This is a genomic window from Dictyobacter kobayashii, assembly GCF_003967555.1.
Classification (GTDB): domain Bacteria; phylum Chloroflexota; class Ktedonobacteria; order Ktedonobacterales; family Ktedonobacteraceae; genus Dictyobacter; species Dictyobacter kobayashii.
On the sequence record NZ_BIFS01000002.1, the window covers coordinates 788,579 to 808,723 of the forward strand.

Sequence of the window (20,145 nt, forward strand, 5' to 3'; positions counted from 1 at the left end):
GGTTTATGATAAAGTTACATTATTCAGCCAGCTACAACATGAGGGATGCCAATGCCCTCTTTATCCAATATTTCATTATGCACTTATGTGTGATCCAAACAAATTATAAATCACACTCACCTGAAGCTATTACATATTCCTATCCATTGCTAGCTTCGAATTACTAATCGCGACACAAAAACCACGATCTGTGCGTATACTTTCTATACTCATCTCTCTATTATGCTGGGATGCAAGGAGTTAATAACGCTCATGCAAGAGCTCATAAATAAAACAATAAGTTACTACTATATAGAACGCAGTCTCGCCAAGGGCGGAATGTCCGAGGTTTACCTGGCGCGGGACCAACGTAATCAACAGATTGTAGCGTTGAAAATGGTACGGCGGAGCGCGGGCGAGTACTATGAGCGATTCCGCCGCGAGGCGCGCGCGATGGTTCAATTGCACCATCCGCATATTCTGCCTGCCCTCGATTACGGAGAATATGATCAATGGGCCTATATGGTCACGCCTTATATTGAGTACGGCACCCTGACACGCAGGGTAGCGGAGGGACCAATGCCCCTGGAGGAGGCGGGCCATATCCTGTCACAGGTTGCCAATGCTCTGCAATTCGCCCATGAACATGGTATGCTGCATCGCGATATCAAGGCCTCAAACGTCCTTTTACGCGATGGGCACTACGCCTACCTGACAGATTTTGGCCTGGTGAAGAGTATTGAGGACAATTACAGTCTGACTCGCTCTGGCTTCTTGATCGGTACCCCTGAGTATATGGCTCCAGAACTGGTCGAAGAGAGCGCGACTCCAGCCAGCGATATCTATGCGTTGGGGGTATTACTCTATCAGATGGTAACCGGCAGTGTCCCTTTCAGGGGAACCAATCCAGTCAATATTGTGATGAAACATATGCGTGAACAGCCTCCCAGTCCATCACAAATAAATCCTGCCGTTCCCCCCGACGTTGAACGTGTCATATTGCAGACGCTCGAAAAAGATCCCATGCGCCGCTTTCGCACGCCCAAGGCGTTGGCGAATGCCTTTCACCAGGCGTACCGGGTAGATGCAGCACCCGAGCCTGTGGCAAATATCCATAGCAGTACGCTCCCACCACCTTCATTGATCAATGTATTGCCAGCACCCACACCGAAGAAATTTAATTTGCAACGCATGCCGCGTGTGATCTGGATCTGCGGAGCAGCCTTATTAGCCCTGTTGATACTCATTCTGCTCTTAACAAATGCCACTGCCCATAATGCCAGACACAATCAATCCGGACAGAACGCCCACCCTACCGCCATCTCAACCAAGACGACGGTGACAGCAGTATCAACGCCAAAAGCTATAACCGCAACAGTAGCGCAGTCAACACAGCAGGCACAGCCACAACAAGCCCCGAAGAATCAAAAACCAAAGAAAACACCGCATGGGAAACAGAAATAAGCCGCAATTGGCCGAGCAACCAATTATAGTCGCCGGCCAATTGCAGCTACTCATTAGCACGCATACAGTTGCATGCTACATTAAATAATATTTTCCCAATACTGACGCTCAACGCTCTGAGGGTCCTGTGTCAATTGATTGTGTTCGTGAAAGAGCATGGTGGAGCGCTGAGTTAGTTGATAGCCAGGCCAGGCAGGCAGTTGAGGGGTTTGAGGATTGCCGCTGCGAATAAAGGCGATCCAGACAGCATGCATGGTAGCGGCGATAGGTTGAGCGGCCGGGGATTCTTCGATGAAGAGCTGGGACATCTCTGCATCTAGAGTGTTCCAGGCGAATGGAATCTCCAGTGCGTGGCAGGCTCCCAGGCGTCCGCCAAAGGCGGGCGAGGGCCAGTCAAAACGGTACACCCAGACAGAGGAGGTGTGTGACAACTGCTTCTCCACCAGGCGCAGCGCGGGAATACGGAACGTGCGATCAGTCACGATATCCATCCAGGCATAGGGCTCCGAATGGTCATCCCTGGCCTGCAAATAGGTCGCAAAAACCTCTGGCCCGGCAGTTCCAAATAGGCGCTCTAATTCCGCATGGTTAACCTTCGGCTCCCGTCCACTCAAGAGCGAAAACAGTCGGGCCTCATCCCGGTTGGTGCCAATCAACAACGAGACCTGCGCGGCTGAGCCAGCCGCAATCATTTCAAGGGGTGAGTCCGGTATCACTGTACCATCAATGACAGGTCCCCCGAGTGTGCTACGCGAATTGAGCTGCTGAGCCTCCAGTATCCTGGCCACGGGCAAGCTTTCCAGGGCCGAGAGTTGAGTCTGCGACAGATCGAGATGCTTGAGAAAAGCATGTGTCATGCCAGCGGCGGTGTCGCGAGACAAGACATTGTGGGCCGCCCCACTCTCCAGAATAGCACGCTGAAAGAGACCCTGCGCCCGGGGCGCCGCCAGCAGCGCGCCGATACTCATAGCTCCCGCCGACTCGCCAGCGATCGTCACATTAGCGGGATCGCCACCGAAGCTCTCGATATTATCACGCACCCACTCCAGGGCCGCGATCTGGTCCTGCAAACCACAGTTGGCCGAGGAAGCATATTCTTCACCACCCAGTTCTCCCAGATAGAGAAAACCCAGGGCGCCCAGCCGATAGTTAATGGTGACAACCACAATATCACCATTGCGCGCGAACGAGTCTCCATTATACCAGGGCTCCGAGCCAGAACCAGCCACAAAGGCGCCACCATGAATCCAGACCAGCACCGGACGCTTCTGCTGATCAGCGCCCGGCGACCAGATATTCAAATAGAGGCAATCCTCACTCGAAGGCGGAGGGGTAGACATGCCGCCTAGAAAACCGCCTAAAGCATCATTGGGTTGGGCCGCATTTGGTCCAAATTTTTTTGTCTCGCGCACCCCAGACCAGGCCTGTGGTGGTTGGGGAGCCCGAAAACGCAACGGCCCCAGCGGCGGCTGCGCATATGGAATCCCTTTCCATACCTGGATACCTTTCTGCTCAAAACCCTGGATCTTTCCATAGCGCGTCTCAACGATTCCAGCTGCCATGCTCTGTATCTCCTTATTTCAGCACGTATTATCTCGACAGCCCAATATAAAAAGGACCAGTTTAACCTTACCACAATTTTTTCTGCAAGCCGAGTTCAGCCACTCAACTATTTACCTTAAATATAATTAAATCTTTCTCTTAAAAAAACACGTAAGCTAAAAGCTGAAAGGATATAATACTTTATGGGTTATCAGCGCCTTCAACCATACAGGAATCGCGCATTACAGCATATTGTGATGATTAACTTAATACTATTGTTGTCCTCTACGTTTTCCCCTCTTTTGTATTCAGGCCTGGCTCATGCCACGCCGCAAGTTGACCCTGCCCCTGTAACGCCATTTGGTATTCAGCTTCATTTTGAATACAATAATCCCAATTTAGCCTCCTGGCTACCAGGGATGGGCATCAAGCAGGTGCGAGCAGATATTCGCTGGGAGATCGTAGAGCAGAGCAAGGGACAGTATAATTTCTCTATTTATGATCCCTGGCTGGCCAGTGCGCAAAAAAACGCGCTTACACTTCTGATCACCCTGGATTATACTAATCCACTCTATGATCATGGGCAAACTCCCTATGATGTTGAAGGTTATCAAGCTTTTGCGAACTATGCCTGCGCGGTGCTGAAACATTATGGCAAACAAATCACGGCGCTAGAGGTCTATAATGAGTACAATAGCAAATTCTCGGTTGGTCCCTGCCAGCGAAGCGCGCTCTGCTATAGTAAACTGCTCCAATATACCTATCAAGCGGTAAAGGCTATGCGCCCGGATGTGATAGTGGTAGGCGGGGCCGTCTCCGAGCTCAGCCTGGATTGGTTCGAGCAGCTTTTTAAAGCCGGGGGCCTCAAATATGCGGATGTTATTTCGGACCATCCCTATACGAACGCTCAGACCGCCCCACCTGAGTCCGGGCCATTGGATCAACAAATGGTCAGCCTGCAACAGCTGATCCAGCGCTACAATATAGGATGGTCCAAACCCATCTGGATCAGCGAACTGGGCTGGCCCACATGTATCACGCATGTCGATGAACATACTCAGGCCGATTACCTGGTACGCAGCGCCATCCTGGCGCTCGCGGGCGGGGTACAAAAATTTTTCTGGTATGAGCTACTGGACGACGGCATAGATGCCAATCCTGAAAATCACTTTGGCGTGCTACGTTTTCCCGATGTAAACGGACATTATGCACCGAAGCCTGCCTACACAGCCTTCGCGGTTCTGGTACAAGAAATAAATGGGAGAAGCTTTATCAAAAGTGAGAAGCTCGCAGCTAATCTCTACTCCGAACTATTTAGCAATAATCTACGTGTACTCTGGAGTCCCACGGGTCCGCGAACAATCACGATCACAACTTCGACCCCCCTCACAATTATCACCATAGACGGCAGCAGCCACACCTACACGCCCACCCAAAATCATATCGTGTTGACCCTGAACGCCGACCCTATCTATCTGCAGGGCACACCCAACAGCATCCAACCACAAACTCGCACCTGAATCACCCCTGGAACGCAACAAGAACAGCGATCTGTACGTGCAGGGCTTGTCCCCGCTTAATCCGTTCCTGCCTGAAAAAACAAGAATAATGCAATGCACTCAAAAAATAGCTACTTCTTATTGTTGCTCTTTCGAGCAGGGAGATTAAAAGCGGGGACAAGCCCCGCACGTACAGATCGTGTTTATTATTGATTTTTCGGGCCGAAAGGGAAAAGCAGGTGCACAATCCGAACCGATGGAAATCATCTTTGTTTGTTGCTTTTTTGTAAGATTTATACGTCTTTATGTATAAACAATAGGCATTTATGCCTGCAAAGCAAGGAAACGATTAAAAAATGAGTACATATAAATGTGTTTTCCTGGACTGGGCCTTTACGCTATCTAATTCGTTATTCTGGGAACATTTAAATGATCCTGAGCATACACATTTTCGGGCATTTCAGATCATACAAAAGGCGCTGTTTGGTAAACAGGGTATGCATGAACTGATGCTTGACTGGATGCGAGGCAAGCTTACCAGCGAGGATGTGGTGGCAGCGGTCTGCCAGCAGCACGTGGACTTAGATCCTGAGATGCTGCTGGCAGAGCTGGAACTGAGCTGTAGCCGCATGCAATTTGTGTCACCACAGGTTCCGACCTATGTGAGCCGGTTGCGGGCCAGAGGTATCAAAGTAGTGGTTGCAACCGATAATATGGACACGTTCACACGCTGGACGACACCGGCACTACAGTTACATACCCTGTTTGATGATGTACTTAATTCTTATGATCTGCAGGGACTCAAAGCCGATGTTGATGCCAGCGGTCATAGTGTCTTCTTTGATGCGTATCTACAAAAGCAGCAGATAGCGTACGGTGAAAGTGTGCTGATCGATGATGGAGACGAGAATTTGGCCAGGTGATACGCTCATTTGGCATCGATTATCGACACATTAAGCCCCGTGTCGGGCTGGTCCCTGAATTACAAAAGCTGCTGGCCGCGCTGGATTAAGACTCGCGCCAGACCCTCCACCTGGAAAAGCCTACGCCAGTATCTGGCTGGCGCGGACATTCGAGGTTAAAGCATGTCCTTGAACTCTAGTTATGGCATGGCATACAATCAGGCGGCGATGTTTCTTACATAAAGTCGTTCTTTTTGAGGTGGCAGATAGCTAACTGTTTGTGCATATACGAGGGTTTGGTTTATGCTCCAGGGAAAATTCGCCAGGGTTTCTCTAAAACGAGAAGCGCTGGCCGGTGTGACGACATTTGTGACAATGGCATATATCTCTGTGGTCAATCCAATTGTACTTGGCGCGGCAGGGGTACCGTTTCAGCAGGCTTTTACAGCGACCATTATTGCAACGGTGGTAGGAACACTATTGATGGCGCTCTACGCCAATTATCCCATCGCGATCGCGCCCGGAATGGGGCTCAATGCTTATTTCGCGTATTCTGTGACACGAGGGCACCAGGGAATTGATTATCATGTGGCCTTCTCAGCCGTTTTCCTGGCCGCAATCATCTTTGTATTGCTCTCCTTAACCCCCTTACGCTCAAAATTAATTGAAGCCATCCCTGAAAATCTCAAGTATGCGATTACAGCGGGTATCGGGCTCTTCATCGCCTTCATTGGTCTGAGGTTAACAGGTATCGTACAGGCTGATCCTACCAATCTGGTAGCACTGGGCGATCTACACTCGGGCAAGGTACTACTGGCACTGGCAGGACTGCTCTTTACCGTTATCCTGATGTCTCTCAATGTGCCAGGAGCAATTTTTGTGGGCATCATCTTCACAACCATAGTCGCCCTGCTCACAGGCCAGCTAACATTTCATGGAGTGACGGCGCTACCACAGCTACCCGAAGGTCTGCTGGCCTATAATCCTGTTAGCGCCATCAATGACACCATCCGCTATGGCCTCTACGGGGCCATCTTTTCATTTGTGCTGGTCACCATCTTTGATACCACCGGCACCGTGCTCGGAGTTAGTCGGCAGGCTGGCTTGATGGAGGGAAATACCCTGCCCCGCGCCGATCGAGCCTTTATCTCTGATTCGGTTGCCACCCTGGCCGGCTCCATGTTCGGCACCAGTCCCACCTCGGCCTATATAGAATCAGCAGCCGGCGTCGCGGTCGGCGGGCGCACAGGCCTGACCACCCTGACAGTCGCCATCCTCTTTATCTTCACAGCCTTTTTCAGTCCGCTGGTTAACGCCGTCTCAGGCGTGGCGGCCATCACCGGGCCGGCCCTGATCATTGTTGGCTCGCTGATGATGGGACAGGTGCAACATATCCAATGGGAGATTTTTGAGGAAGCCTTTCCAGCTTTTATCACCATCCTGATCATGCCCCTGACCTCAAGTATCGCGGTAGGTATCGCCATGGGCTTCATCTTCTATCCGATCCCCAAACTGGTCACTGGCCATTGGCGCGAAGTGCATCCACTGGTCTATATCTTCGCCGTACTCTTTTTGATCCAGCTCTTATTGACGCCCCATTAAATACAGTAGATATATATTTATATATAATTTATCAACTGAAAGACAAAAAGTCCTATCAGCTAGATAATACCACAATGCTATACGTCATAAGTGTGTAAAGATGTCATGAATAGTTAAGTATTTTCTGCCTGATTTGCAGATATACTTAATTATTCATTTCAAACATTGGGGAGATACTTGAGATGCTCAAGCATTTCTTCAATAGAGAAGGAGCCGGAATGAAATTTTTTAGCCCCCCCACGAGTCCAATGATCAATGCCAGCCTGCTGGTAGCACGCCTGGCATTATTCACGGTCTTCATCACGCACGGGTCACAAAAAATGTTAGGGTGGTTTGGCGGTCATGGCTTCCAGGCAACGCTCACCGGATTTACACAGATGGAGCACATTCCTGTTTTCTTTGCGCTGCTAGCCATTTTTACTGAGTTCTTTGCGCCGCTGGCCTTACTCTGCGGACTACTCACACGCCTGGCGGCGCTCGGATTGGCCTGCATCATGATAGTAGCGGTCGCCATGGTTCACCTGCACAATGGATTTTTTATGAACTGGGCCGGCCACCAGAAGGGCGAAGGCATCGAGTTCTTTATCCTCTCAGGCGCACTCGCCCTGGCCCTCATCATCTCAGGCGCTGGCGACTGGTCATTTGACAACCTGATCTACCAGCGCTGGAGAACAGCCAGAAGTGCGCCTATCCATAGCGAAGTACATGCCGCCACACAGAGCCGTTGACAGCAAGCCTGCTCCCTCGCGCAGTGATCAAAGATGATACGCTGACGCGAAGGGATCAGAAAGGCTATGCCCGTATACCGGTGATCAAGGCAGCAGGTAGATCGAAGGTATAGATATTGTCGTTCAGTTCGATGTTGAGATAGGTGCGAGCATCGACCGTGGCAGTAGAAAAGAGTTGCAGAATACGCTCGACATTTTGTGCCGGCGTGCGCTGACGCTGGGTCCAGGTTGGAACATCCATATGAATACCCCAGGTGCGCTCATGGCGGGCCGCAATGCCAGCCGCGTTGAGCAGTTCAATCCATTCAGAAACACTATGATTGCGCACATGCGACGGATCGCGCAGTACCTCAATCAGATTGACATACTCATCCAGGGTGGGATCTTCAGGGCCGATGGAATCGATCAATAATAATTTTCCACCTGATTTGAGGACACGGGCCCATTCGCGTACAGCCTGCTCGATATCGATGAAGTGGTGGGCGGCCAGCCGACAGGCCAGCACATCCACGCTTTGAGCGGCCAGAGGAAGAGAGTGCGCATCACCCTCCACAAAACGAATATTGTCCAGCCGCAATTCCTGAGCGCGCTTCTCGGCTGCCTCCAACATCGGCACCGTGAAATCGATGGCAATAACCTCACGCGCATAGGGGGCCAGCGCATAAGCCGTGTGGCCAGCTCCCGTAGCCAGGTCCACCACCACCTCATTACCCGTTAAAGCTGCGACCTCCACCAACCAGGGCAGATCGGGTCCTTGAGCATGGACAGCGCTGGTGACATAATCTTTAGCCACTACTCCAAAGCGCTGCTGTATCAACTGGTTCTGTGCCTGCTCTTCCGGCTGCGATACACCCGTATGGGTTGAATTCTGTGTCATATATGCCTCTTCCTGACTCATACATAGACGCCCGCAAATAAATCTTTGCGGCTCTTTTTGTGGGTACCCATACAAGAAGTATATGGTCAGAAAGATGATATGTCTAATACTTATTTTTTAGAAAAGCGATAACATTTCAGCATCAACTTATGGCCTCTCTGTTCGTTTGCCAAAAGGTAATCAATATTCGTTATAGCAAAGCTCCACAAACTATCTATCCTATTGTGTTAAATACATATCGGCTCAGCAGAAAAAACATTATAATATAAATCCATACACATAAAACAGGGAAGGGGTTGATATGAATATAGATTTAGTAGCTATTACTAAAATCCTTTTAGAGGACAAACATAGTCTCTATACGCTCATTCTATTAACCCTCGTACTGGGAAGCTTTTACAGTGCGCCAAATATATTTGGTCGCAAAAGAAGTATATTGGAAAAGATGACACAAAGTATTTTAACAGGAGGGATAGGTGGTCTGGCTGGAAGTATTTGTCTGGATCTGGGATTGCTTCCACTGGTTCTTCTTTTCAGACCCGCCTTATATAAACAAATTAATGCAACTAGAAATCTTAACCCTTTTACATTTCTAAAATTATTATTTTTATCTATTAACGTAACCAATCTAATCAATATAGCAAAAGAGCTATTAATTTATGTATTTGTAGGAGGAATATTATTAGGTTTTTTCATAGGTTTAATAAATGCCGTCCTGTTTAAACCCGCTCCTACTCAATCGCTTCAGAAAGGAAACAGCAAAAAAACGGCAAGCGCATCTAATCACTTTTTGGGATGGTGTGCTATCGGCACTGGCCTGGGACTGGCAGTGGGTCTGCTACTTGGACCATTTATTGGTACAATTGCTGGATTATTAGCAGGAAGTATCGGCTATCTATTAAAGCTGAGCCCTAAAAAACCCCTGGCTACTTCATCAATATTCAAAAAAATTGGGGATCAGTTATCATGGCCAACTATCCTGTTCTGGATTATCGCAGCTATACCATTTCCGTTGCTGTTTATCTATTGTATTAAGATCATATTTTTGCAGCCACTTTATTGGGGACCATTCTCTTCACTTTTTTTATCGTGTATTGTTATCTTATTTTTTGTTCTACTTAAAATGCGGCTGAAACAATTAGGTCTATATAAGGTTAAGGCAAAAAAAAATCTTAATCAAGACTGGAGATTCAAAATCGATCATAAATATCTGCTAAAGGCATTCAATACAGGCATCATCTGTGGCATCTTATTATATGGGATTGCTTATGGTGCATTGATGTCCATTTATTTTGCGACAATATTTGGTGTTGGTATAGGAATAGTTATCGAAATTATTTTTATGCTTGCAGGTTTAGGTTTTGGGGTGATGTGCGGTGTCATTTTTATTTATATCTATATTATCGGGCCAATCATTGCATTTAAAATGTCATTTATCAAAGATGATGATATTAATCAAATAGGTTTCTGGCTTATGCTTATCAGTGGCATAATATCTACACTTCTCTTATGGTCTTCTTAAACATTCATGATAATCTCCACGATCTTCACTTTTTCAAAGTGGTAGAAACAAAACTCAACATATGAGTCATCCCTAACTTTTGAAAAAGTTCCCAAAACTGGGGGTGCAGGGTCTTCCCCGCACCTCCCGCATTGGGAGCGCGAAACCCGTTTTTCGGATTTTTGAAAAATCCGGGATGACTCATAGTTGAGGAAGGATAAGGTATGTTGCTGTTAGATGCTTAAGATGCGAAGGACGAGGACGATCACTGCAAATAATAAGATTGGTAGCGGGCCTGATAGACCTTTGAAGTCTCGCACGCGCATATGGGCGATGCTGGCACAAATAAAATAGGCGATTACACCGATGGCGGCGGCAACACCCAGGGGCCACCAGACAATACCAATCAGCAGACCAGCCGCTCCGGCGAACTCACAGGCAGCCAACCATGGTAGCCAGCGCAGCGGTACTCCAATGACCTCGTGGATTGAATGGACGATACGGGGATCGCGTCTTAACTTGCCCACACCGGACATAACGAGAAGCAGCGACATGATAACGGCAAGGACGATATACGCTATAAACATTTCAGATATTCTCCAATCTTTGTAAGCACATCTTCTATTCTGGCAGCAGGAAGTCGATACAAAATAGTTTCCCATTGCCTATTAGTTTCCTTACGAAACTAAGATTATATTGAAAACTTACATTTGTCAAGTGAGTTGTTTTCTCTGAAAAATAATGCTATAGTTAGGTTATGAAAGTATCTGATCAAGCAAATGGAACAAATCAGCAGAATGACTGCACCGCCACCCCTCTAGGCCGTGCCATCCATCTTCTGGGAGATAGCTGGGTGTTATTAATCATCATGAATCTCTTACGAGGTTCCATGCGCTTCAATACTTTGCGAGCAACGTTAAATCATATTAGTTCTAAGACCCTATCCAATCGGCTCAAATTACTGGAAGAATTGGGATTTGTGCAACGCAAGGCGTTTCTGGAAATTCCACCACGGGTCGAGTATCATATAACTGAAAAAGGGCAAGAACTAGGGGACGTCATCGCGGCCCTGGAAAAATTTGGCAACAAACATCTCTCCAACCTGCCTGCCCCCAGCAACAACGATTGTCAGCTCTCCACTGAAAAACCTCCCTGCGATCAAGACACTCTATAAGCATTGTCTAGCTGAGCGTGCTCAGGGCCGACCGGATAGACCAGTGCCTGTGACATGGATGTGATTCAACCCTCACGGACCGTGACCGCAATGTGAGGGTAAAAAACTATACTCTTCTCAGGAAAAGAAATAAAAACATTACTGCGATCTTAAAGGCGCAATAATAAAAAAACAATTATATCCTGGAAGGACACAGAGCCATGTCACTGACTTCACACGATGATACCCGCATGCATATTCTGGTCCCAACTATCAATGAAGAAGATGGAAAATATCTCGCGATGAAGCTGGATAAAGATTTCTCACTCACCATCCTGGAAGGCACCCTGGATGAGGTGGATAAAGATACATTGGCCCGAACCAATATTCTCTTGCCGTTCATTCAACCACATATTAAACGCGCTCAATTGGAAACCATGCCCCGCCTGAAATTAATCGCGACCCGTTCAACTGGTTATGATCATATTGATCGCGCAGCCGCAGCCGAGCGTGGTATTCTCATCGCCAATGTACCAGGCTATGGTGAAACGGCGGTCGCCGAGCATACATTCGCGCTCCTCCTCACCTTATCGCGCAAAATGCAGACCACCTACGATCGCATCAAGGAGGGAAACTATAGTGTGGAAGGCCTGCAGGGCTTTGATCTCTATGGAAAAACCCTGGGTGTAATCGGAACCGGCGCCATCGGATTGCATGTGATCCGCATTGCCCGGGGCTTTGGTATGGAGGTCATAGCAAACGACATAGTCCAAAATAAATTTGCCGCTGAGGTACTGGGTTTCCGCTATACATCACGCGCGGAGGTGCTGAGCAATGCGGATATCGTGACCCTGCATGCACCGGCACTACCCAGCACATATCATCTAATTAACCGGGACTCGCTGTCAGGTATGAAAAAAGGCGCCATCCTTATCAATACCGCCCGTGGCTCGCTGGTCGATACCGAGGCTCTGGCCTGGGCACTGGAAGCAGGCATACTCAGAGGGGCCGGGTTGGACGCGCTTGAGGGGGAAGAGTTGCTGCAACATTTTGAAACGAGCGCTAGCAACAGCGATCAAGATAAACTCTACCAGGCAACCCTGGCATTACAGAAGCGCCAGAATGTCTTTATTACACCGCATGTTGCCTTCAATACCACGGAAGCGCTACGGCGCATCCTGGATACTACCGTTGAGAATGTTTATGCCTTCGCCCAGGGTAGACCCACCAACCTGGTAAAGCTACCCGAGCTAGTCACGGTCTAAGCCAAGAAGCCGCGCGCTTTATACATTTATACATTCATAGCTGGTAGAGGTGGTCGTGACACAAATGTGATCCATGTTTTATAGCCAGTGACTCCATTGTGACACCCCACCTTTACTATAAAAGTAGACACTGTTGCAGTCACAAGAATAGAAGAGGGATGTCTATGTTGCAGCATATACTTGTTCCAGTAGACGGATCGGCCTGCGCAGAACAGGCACTCCCGGTAGCCGCCAGGATCGCACGCTCCACAGGAGCAACCATGACAATTGTGCGCATCCTTGCGCAGCCACGAGAATATCCTTACACCCTGATGGATGGCTCAATTAGCATGGAAGAATGCTATGATGAAGAGGTTCGCGAGGCCGAGAACTATTTGGAGAACATTGTGTATTCAAAGCTCCTCCGAGGTATAGTAATCCAGACCGAACTGCTCTCTGGTCTTCCTCATAAGCTGTTGCCATCATTAGCACACATGAAACATATTGACTTGATTGTGATGTGCAGTCGAGCAGCAACCGGCTTTAAGCGCCTGGTGCTAGGCAGTATCGCACAGGAATTGATCCGCAGTAGTTCAGTTCCGCTCCTTATTCTTAGAGATGGTTGTATCGATACCGCTATTAGCGAAAAGCAATTCAGCGTCCTGGTAGCGCTAGATGGTACAGATAATGCTGAACAAGCGCTGCTGCCAGCTGCGCAGCTAAGCGCCGCCCTTTCGGTACCCCATGTAGGCAAGCTGCACATGCTCCATATTGTAAAACCACGTCATGCTGGCCAGAAACTTGCGGACGAAACAAATCAGCGCGCGATTGAAGAGTCAAGGATCCATCTGAACAAACTCAAAGACAGTATCCAACAAAAAATGAGTGGAGCACTACCTTTAGAGGTAACTTCTTCAGTGGTGCTGGATATAGATATTCCCAGGACCATTATTCAGACTGCTGAACAGGGACTGGCGACCCCGAATAATCCTTATGCAGGATATGATGCAATCGCGGTTGTGACGCATGGCAATCATGGCATCAGCTACTGGTTCGGTGAACATGTCAGCGAACATATGTTGGGCGAGACACGGCTACCACTCCTGGTAATACGCCTGCAGGAACAAGCGGCCAAGGCAGGAAAACATTAACGCATAGCTCTCTAGGGATGGGATGTAGCCGCACTGTAAAAGTCCATCCCATCCAATCATTTTAAAAAGTCACATATTCATATTTATTTTAACGTCACGGAGGACGTATGGATGCCTTAACACTGGCCCGCTGGCAATTTGGTATCACTACCGTTTATCATTTTTTCTTTGTTCCATTGACACTCGGACTCTCCTTGCTGGTAGCAATCATGGAGACCATCTATGTGCGCAGCGGCAATGAAACCTATAAACGCATGGCTAAATTCTGGGGCCACCTCTTCTTGATTAACTTCGCCATGGGTATCGCCACTGGTATCGTCCAGGAATTCCAATTTGGTATGAACTGGTCTTCTTATGCACGTTTTATGGGAGATATCTTTGGGGCACCACTGGCAATCGAGGCCCTGCTGGCCTTCTTCCTGGAATCCACCTTTTTAGGTATCTGGCTATTCGGCTGGGATCGCATTCCGAAAAGACTCCACCTGCTGGCCATCTGGCTGGTGGTTATCGGTTCTAATATCTCGGCCTTCTGGATCCTGGTAGCGAACTCATTTATGCAAGAGCCGGTCGGTTATACACTACGCAACGGGCGCGCTGAAATGACAGACTTCTTTGCCCTGCTGCGCAATCCTAATCTCTGGGTCCAATATCCACACGTTCTGACAGCCGGCGTCGCGACGGCCGCATTCTTTGTACTGGGTATCAGCGCCTATAAACTGCTACGCCAAAAAGGTGATCTGGATATGTTCAGGCATTCAGCCACCATCGCCATTACGGCCGGGGTCATTTCCAGCATCCTGGTAGCAATGGCCGGTCATACCCAGGCCCAGCATATGATTCAGACCCAACCAATGAAAATGGCGGCAGCCGAAGCACTGTGGACCTCGGAAGATCCGGCAGCTTTCTCGCTCTTCACCATCGGCAACGAGAATAGTCGCCAGGATGTGTTCGCGATCAAGATACCCGACGCCTTGAGTATCCTGGCCTATAACACGCCAAACGGCACCGTTCCAGGCATCAACGAACTACAAAAAGAATACGTCGCCAAATATGGTCCTGGTGACTATGTACCGCCGGTAGCCGTGACCTACTGGTCATTCCGTCTGATGGTCGGTTCCGGCATGGCCATGATCTTAATCAGCCTGCTGGCCCTCTTCTTCTTTATGCGCAAACGGCTGGAAAATATCCGCTGGCTCCTCTGGGTGCTACCGTTCTGCATCGCCTTACCGTATATCGGCAACACAACTGGCTGGATAATGACTGAGATCGGACGGCAGCCCTGGATTGTTTTCGGGCTGCTCAAGACAAGTAGCGCAGTCTCGCCAACCGTTGGGGCATCCAGTGTGTTAATCTCACTCATTGTCTTCACCCTGCTCTACGCTGTACTGGCTATCGCCGATGTCTACCTGATGGTCAAACATGTCAAACACAGCGATGATCCTACGCCGCCAGTTGAGAGTATAGTACAAGAAGAGCCTGTCGTGGGTGCATATTAATAGAGAGGTGAGAAACACATCATGGATCTCAATATTGTCTGGTTTATCTTGATCACGGTCCTCTTCATCGGCTTCTTCTTCCTCGAAGGCTTTGATTTCGGCATAGGCATGCTGATGCCATTCCTGGGCAAAAAAGATGAGGAACGACGCCAGATAGTTGAAACAATTTTGCCTTTCTGGGATGGCAATGAGGTCTGGTTGATTACGGCCGGTGGCGCAATCTTCGCGGCCTTCCCCAACTGGTATGCGACCCTGTTTAGTGGCTTTTACCTGGCCTTGATGCTTATGCTGGTGGCACTGATACTGCGCGCCGTGGCCTTCGAATTTCGCAATAAAGATGAAAGCAAGCGCTGGCGCACACTCTGGGACTGGGCCATCTTTATTGGTAGCGCCCTACCTGGTTTTCTGTGGGGCGTGGCTATCTCTAATATCATCGAAGGAGTTCCCATAGACAGCCACATGGAGTATGTGGGCGGCTTCTGGAATCTGCTCAATCCCTATGCACTATTAGGTGGATTGGCCTTCGTCGCGCTCTTCCTACTCCACGGCGCAATCTTTCTCGACCTGAAAACATCCGGAGAAATGAACGCGCGCGCCCATAGTGCGGCCCAGAAACTCTGGTTACCAGCCATCATCCTGGTTGGACTCTATGTCATCATCGGCTACTTTGTCACCGATGTCTTCGGCCACCTGGGTATTGATCCCGGCGTTGCCCCCATCGGTGCTGGAGTCGCCCTGGCGCTGGTCCTGTGGTTTCTGCGCCACCAACGCAGTGGCTGGGCATTTATCATGACGGGGCTCACCATAGTCCTCTCCACCTTCACCATCTTCCAGGGACTATTCCCGCGTGTCATGATCTCCAGCCTCAATCCAGCCTGGAACCTGACCATCTATAACGCCTCATCCAGCCCTTATACCTTGACCGTCATGAGCTGGGTAGCCCTGATCTTTGTCCCTATCGTCCTGGGCTACCAGGCCTGGAACTACTGGGTTTTCCGCAAACGTATCCTCAAACCCAGCGCCGAATATTAGATACACCTTCTTTCAGGTATGGAGTGTGTTTGGTGGATGGCCGCGGCCGTCCACCAAACACACTCCATACCCCGCGCGATTGACAGCGACTTTGTAGGGATGGTATAATCTGGCCGCGTAAAAGTTGCTGAATGAGCAGAGAAGCATAGATACATATATAATCTGGCATCTTCCTATTGCTTCATATAACAAATACGGGTTTCCTAACCGGCAGTATCGGCTCACTCTAGCTAGACCTCATCTATGTGATGGGTGTAGAGCTGGTTTTTTTTTGCCTGCAAAGGTATGACACGCTGACCAGATAGCCGGCTCTACCTACTTTCTGAGCATATCAGTAGAAGGAAATTCGTTGTGAAAAGATTGACCGCCAGCATCCTGGTCTTGATAGGTGCGGCCTCCTTCGGCATTTTATCGACCATTGTCAAAATAAGCTATAGCCAGGGTTTTTCGACGGCGCAGATCACAAGTAGTCAGATATTATTTGGCTGCCTCTGCCTCTGGCTCTTCAGTATCCCTTCCTTTAAAGACTTGCGCACGCTTTCAAGAATGACAATTGGTAAGTTAATTGCCAGCGGCGTCTTTGGTGGGCTGACCGGTGTCTTCTACTACCTGGCACTGCAATGGCTCTCGGCATCCTTCGGCGTAATCTTGCTATTCCAGTTTGTCTGGATGGGATTTTTGCTGGCCTGGTTGCTTGAGAGACGCCGGCCAACAGTCAGCCAATGGATCGCGATTGTGGTAGTGTTGATTGGAACGGTACTGGCGGCTGGCTATGAGGCATTGCATTTCGAACACCTCAACCTGATTGGAGTTATCTTTGGCTTACTGGCCGCCGCCAGCTATACAGGAAATCTGGCCGTGAATGGACGGGTCGAGTTACAGGTACCATCCATTCTGCGCAGCACCTTGATGGTCAGCGGGTCAGCTATCACCACGCTGCTTATCTTCCCGCCATTCTTCCTTTTCAATGGCACAACCAGACCAAATCTCTGGATCTTCGCGGTCCTGCTGGGGCTCTTCGGCGTGATTATTCCGCTCTATCTGTATGCGCGGGGCATCCCGGTGGTGGGTTCTGCGATGGCTTCAATCCTTGGTTCAATTGAGTTGCCGGTGGTCATCACCAGTTCCGCCCTGGTATTGCATGAACATATCACCCTGGTCCAGTGGCTGGGTGTGTTTTTAATCCTACTCGGCATCTTTATCTCTGAACAACGCATCATCAATCACAAAACCTTTAAAAAGGGGTTGGGGGGTCGTTATATGGGAGCTAGGTGGGGCTAGCTCCCATATAACGACGTTGGCGCGTGTGGGCGTGCGCATTCGCGCCCGACCATTTATAGTAATAAGTGCAAAAAATGTGCCCAGCACATTTTTTGCACTTATTACTATAAAATATAGCTGCGCTCATAATGCTTTTCATGTTGCGATGGCAAAGATGTGGACACATTTTTTGCACTTATTACTATAAAGTAGAGCTAATCTCATAATGCTTTTCATTTTGCGGTGGTAAAGATGTGGGCACATTTTTTGCACTTATTACTATAAAATATAGCTGCGCTCATAATGCTTTTCATGTTGCGATGGCAAAGATGTGGACACATTTTTTGCACTTATTACTATAAAGTAGAGCTAATCTCATAATGCTTTTCATTTTGCGGTGGTAAAGATGTGGGCACATTTTTTGCACTTATTACTATAAAATAGAGCTGCGCTCATAATGCTTTTCAGGTTGCGATGGCAAAGATGTGGACACATTTTTTGCACTTATTACTATAAAATAGAGCTGCGCTCATAATATTTAGAGAGAGGTGCGGTCAAGGTCAGGTACACCCTGATCCCAACCCTACATAAAAGGGAGCAGGGTGTACCTGACCCCGAGCCCATTTATATGTTGTTGCGGCAGGGTGCATCGCACCCTGCCGCAACAACATATAAATGGGCTCGGGCGCGAATGCGCACGCCCGCTAGCGTTTAGGATGGCATTATGGTACAAATAGCAGGGATGTACCTGACTGGTACCATATTTGAAGCTTGGCAGAGAAAGGAGAAAAGATGAGCCAGAATATTTATGACAATATTCGCACACGCGTAATTGTCTTGCAAGAAAATCAAATACTTTTATTAAATGACGATGGTACGTGGAGATTGCCGGGAGGAGGGTTAGAACCATATGAAAGCCTGCTGGATTGTGCCGCCCGCGAGGTTCGCGAGGAGACCGGAATCGAGGTAGAGGCCACCAGCATCGCCTTCCTGGGAGAATGGATCTATCCTACTTATGCACCCTGTCCCCATAAGAGGATGCACTATGGATATACACTGGAGGTGCATGTCTATGCCCATCCGATCAGAGCAGGGCAAACCTTACAACAAGAGGGACCTGATTTTCCAATACCAGCCTGGATTCCACTAGCCACAGTTCCTCAGCTTCCCCTCTGGCCCAAAGAATTAAAGACACTGGCCACTACCCTCCTGGCCGGAGAGGCTGTGCCAGGCGTCCCCTCAATCATCCGACAACTCGAGAGCCCACAGACCGATCCGCCAGTTGAGCTAGCCTATACACAGATAGCGATCCCTGCGCAATCTGAGGTCTGAAGCTTTTAGTAGCGCTAGCAAGGCTAGCGAACAGGCAGATCGGCACCACAGGACTTACGGACCATTAATTCTGTGTCCAGATAAATATGGGCAGGCATAGCAGCCACTTGCTTAAAGTCCTTTGCATGCATGGTGGCGAAAGATGAAAATGACTTCCCATAGGCCTGAAAGCGCCCGGACCGCGATTGCTCGAGGAGAGAGAAAAGCAGCTGGCAACCGGTCTGACCCAGCTCATAAAATGGCTGGCGAACAGTGGTTAAAGATGGCTGCATATGGACTGAGGAAGAAGTGTCATCGAAGCCAATCAGGGCTATATCTTCAGGGATACGCAGGTGATAGCTATGGGCTGCATCGATAATACCGTAAGCCATAAAATCATTGGCGGCAAAAATAGCGGTCGGTCGCTGGTCAGCAGGCAAATTAAATAAAGGGAGGGCCGCGGCATGACCTGAAGGCGCTGAAAATTCACCGGAGACAACCAGCGCAGGATCATACTCCAGGCCGAGATCGGCCAACGCACTACGATAACCCTCAAGGCGTTCGCGCGAACAGAGTCTTTGCAGGGGTCCGGTGACATGGGCAATTCGTCGGTGTCCCAGGCTATATAAGTGAAATACTGCTTTACGAGCACCTTCACTGTTTCTGACACCCACCCAGGGCATCTTATCGCTCGGCGGCTCGCTATCATCAATCATAACGATAGGGAAGTCCGGTTTATATAATTGCGCGATATGCCCTCCCAGTTGACCCGGCAAAATAGCCAGCAAGGCAGCCGATAGTTTCGAGGTCAAGATGCGATCTATGACTGTATTGCGATTATTATCCTGAGCATTTTCATTGACGCTATAAAGGACCAGTTCGTAACCGGCTTCGGTAACGACGTCGGCCACGCCTCGCAAAATATCGAAAATATAGGTCTCGGAGGCCATCGAGGGAATCAGAACGCTGATCAAATGACTGCGACCCGCCAGGCCAACGGCGGTTGCACTTGGCTTAAAGCCTTCTTTCTCTACAATGCTCAAGATACGTTCGCGGGTCGCAGGATCGACGTCAGGTTTTCCATTCATTGCACGAGAAACCGTTGCCTTCGATACGCCTGCCAGGCGAGCAATATCGTCAATGGTGAGTTTTGTCGCCATAGACGCCTCTTTGTTTCCTTACTAACTTCTGATAATTTCTTATTATATAGGGGGCTAGCGCTCAGTTAAAAATACTATACCACAAAAAACGCACAAAGATGTGTATTGCATTTCAAAAAGGGTAGTTTTTTGTTGCGCCGCCTGCGGCGGCGCAACAAAAGGAGGAGATTGGGGGCACAGCCCCCAAACCCCCAGTCAAGGGGCTGGTCGCCCCTTGCGTCCCCGCTTTTCCTGGGCGCTTTCC

The 20,145-nt window shown here is 49.0% G+C and carries 17 protein-coding genes; 13 read left to right on the top strand and 4 right to left on the bottom strand.

What is annotated here, in order from left to right; genetic code table 11:
• Positions 1–252 precede the first annotated feature (252 nt).
• Positions 253–1,443, top strand: a complete 1,191-nt coding sequence (locus EL645_RS30170; RefSeq protein WP_161977815.1) for a serine/threonine protein kinase — start codon at positions 253–255, stop codon at positions 1,441–1,443.
• 80 nt (positions 1,444–1,523) lie between these two features.
• Here the strand turns inward: EL645_RS30170 and EL645_RS30175 are convergent, their stop codons facing one another.
• Positions 1,524–3,005 (bottom strand): carboxylesterase/lipase family protein, encoded by a 1,482-nt coding sequence (locus EL645_RS30175; protein ID WP_126555711.1) that lies wholly within the window; start codon positions 3,003–3,005, stop codon positions 1,524–1,526.
• Between the two features lie 183 nt (positions 3,006–3,188).
• Here EL645_RS30175 and EL645_RS30180 point away from each other — a divergent pair, with 183 nt between their 5' ends.
• From EL645_RS30180 to EL645_RS30195, 4 genes are all read left to right on the top strand, one after another.
• Positions 3,189–4,505 (top strand): glycosyl hydrolase, encoded by a 1,317-nt coding sequence (locus tag EL645_RS30180; RefSeq protein WP_126555713.1) that lies wholly within the window; start codon positions 3,189–3,191, stop codon positions 4,503–4,505.
• Between the two features lie 335 nt (positions 4,506–4,840).
• Entirely contained in the window at positions 4,841–5,407 is a 567-nt protein-coding gene (locus EL645_RS30185) for an HAD family hydrolase (protein ID WP_126555716.1), read from the top strand.
• A 282-nt stretch (positions 5,408–5,689) separates the two neighbouring features.
• Complete coding sequence (locus EL645_RS30190; protein WP_126555719.1) at positions 5,690–6,988, top strand: NCS2 family permease; 1,299 nt, start codon at positions 5,690–5,692, stop codon at positions 6,986–6,988.
• A 218-nt stretch (positions 6,989–7,206) separates the two neighbouring features.
• Positions 7,207–7,716: a DoxX family protein gene (locus EL645_RS30195; protein ID WP_218032133.1), complete on the top strand. Its 510-nt coding sequence runs from the start codon at positions 7,207–7,209 to the stop codon at positions 7,714–7,716.
• 64 nt (positions 7,717–7,780) lie between these two features.
• On the opposite strand, the gene EL645_RS30200 is transcribed toward EL645_RS30195, so the two are convergent.
• Positions 7,781–8,593 (bottom strand): class I SAM-dependent methyltransferase, encoded by an 813-nt coding sequence (locus EL645_RS30200; RefSeq protein ID WP_161977816.1) that lies wholly within the window; start codon positions 8,591–8,593, stop codon positions 7,781–7,783.
• A gap of 301 nt (positions 8,594–8,894) precedes the next feature.
• Here EL645_RS30200 and EL645_RS30205 point away from each other — a divergent pair, with 301 nt between their 5' ends.
• Positions 8,895–10,115 carry a hypothetical protein gene (locus tag EL645_RS30205; RefSeq protein ID WP_126555726.1) on the top strand — a complete coding sequence of 407 codons (1,221 nt, stop codon included), beginning with the start codon at positions 8,895–8,897 and terminating at the stop codon, positions 10,113–10,115.
• A 212-nt stretch (positions 10,116–10,327) separates the two neighbouring features.
• Here the strand turns inward: EL645_RS30205 and EL645_RS30210 are convergent, their stop codons facing one another.
• Positions 10,328–10,681, bottom strand: coding sequence for a DoxX family protein (locus tag EL645_RS30210; RefSeq protein ID WP_126555728.1), 354 nt, complete (start codon positions 10,679–10,681; stop codon positions 10,328–10,330).
• A 170-nt stretch (positions 10,682–10,851) separates the two neighbouring features.
• On the opposite strand from EL645_RS30210, the gene EL645_RS30215 reads away from it, so the two are divergent.
• From EL645_RS30215 to EL645_RS30245, 7 genes are all read left to right on the top strand, one after another.
• Positions 10,852–11,268 (top strand): winged helix-turn-helix transcriptional regulator, encoded by a 417-nt coding sequence (locus tag EL645_RS30215; RefSeq protein WP_126555731.1) that lies wholly within the window; start codon positions 10,852–10,854, stop codon positions 11,266–11,268.
• A gap of 200 nt (positions 11,269–11,468) precedes the next feature.
• The gene (locus EL645_RS30220) at positions 11,469–12,512 is read left to right on the top strand and encodes an NAD(P)-dependent oxidoreductase (protein ID WP_218032134.1); all 1,044 of its coding nucleotides are present in this window, start codon (positions 11,469–11,471) and stop codon (positions 12,510–12,512) included.
• A gap of 164 nt (positions 12,513–12,676) precedes the next feature.
• Entirely contained in the window at positions 12,677–13,642 is a 966-nt protein-coding gene (locus EL645_RS30225; RefSeq protein ID WP_161977817.1) for a universal stress protein, read from the top strand.
• Positions 13,643–13,749: 107 nt separating this feature from the next.
• Positions 13,750–15,138 (top strand): cytochrome ubiquinol oxidase subunit I, encoded by a 1,389-nt coding sequence (locus EL645_RS30230; RefSeq protein WP_126555737.1) that lies wholly within the window; start codon positions 13,750–13,752, stop codon positions 15,136–15,138.
• 21 nt (positions 15,139–15,159) lie between these two features.
• Positions 15,160–16,170: a cytochrome d ubiquinol oxidase subunit II gene (gene cydB, locus EL645_RS30235; RefSeq protein WP_126555740.1), complete on the top strand. Its 1,011-nt coding sequence runs from the start codon at positions 15,160–15,162 to the stop codon at positions 16,168–16,170.
• 351 nt (positions 16,171–16,521) lie between these two features.
• Positions 16,522–17,451, top strand: coding sequence for an EamA family transporter (locus tag EL645_RS30240; RefSeq protein ID WP_126555743.1), 930 nt, complete (start codon positions 16,522–16,524; stop codon positions 17,449–17,451).
• Between the two features lie 771 nt (positions 17,452–18,222).
• The gene (locus EL645_RS30245) at positions 18,223–18,762 is read left to right on the top strand and encodes an NUDIX domain-containing protein (RefSeq protein ID WP_126555746.1); all 540 of its coding nucleotides are present in this window, start codon (positions 18,223–18,225) and stop codon (positions 18,760–18,762) included.
• 23 nt (positions 18,763–18,785) lie between these two features.
• Here the strand turns inward: EL645_RS30245 and EL645_RS30250 are convergent, their stop codons facing one another.
• Positions 18,786–19,901: a LacI family DNA-binding transcriptional regulator gene (locus EL645_RS30250; RefSeq protein ID WP_126555748.1), complete on the bottom strand. Its 1,116-nt coding sequence runs from the start codon at positions 19,899–19,901 to the stop codon at positions 18,786–18,788.
• Positions 19,902–20,145: the final 244 nt, after the last annotated feature.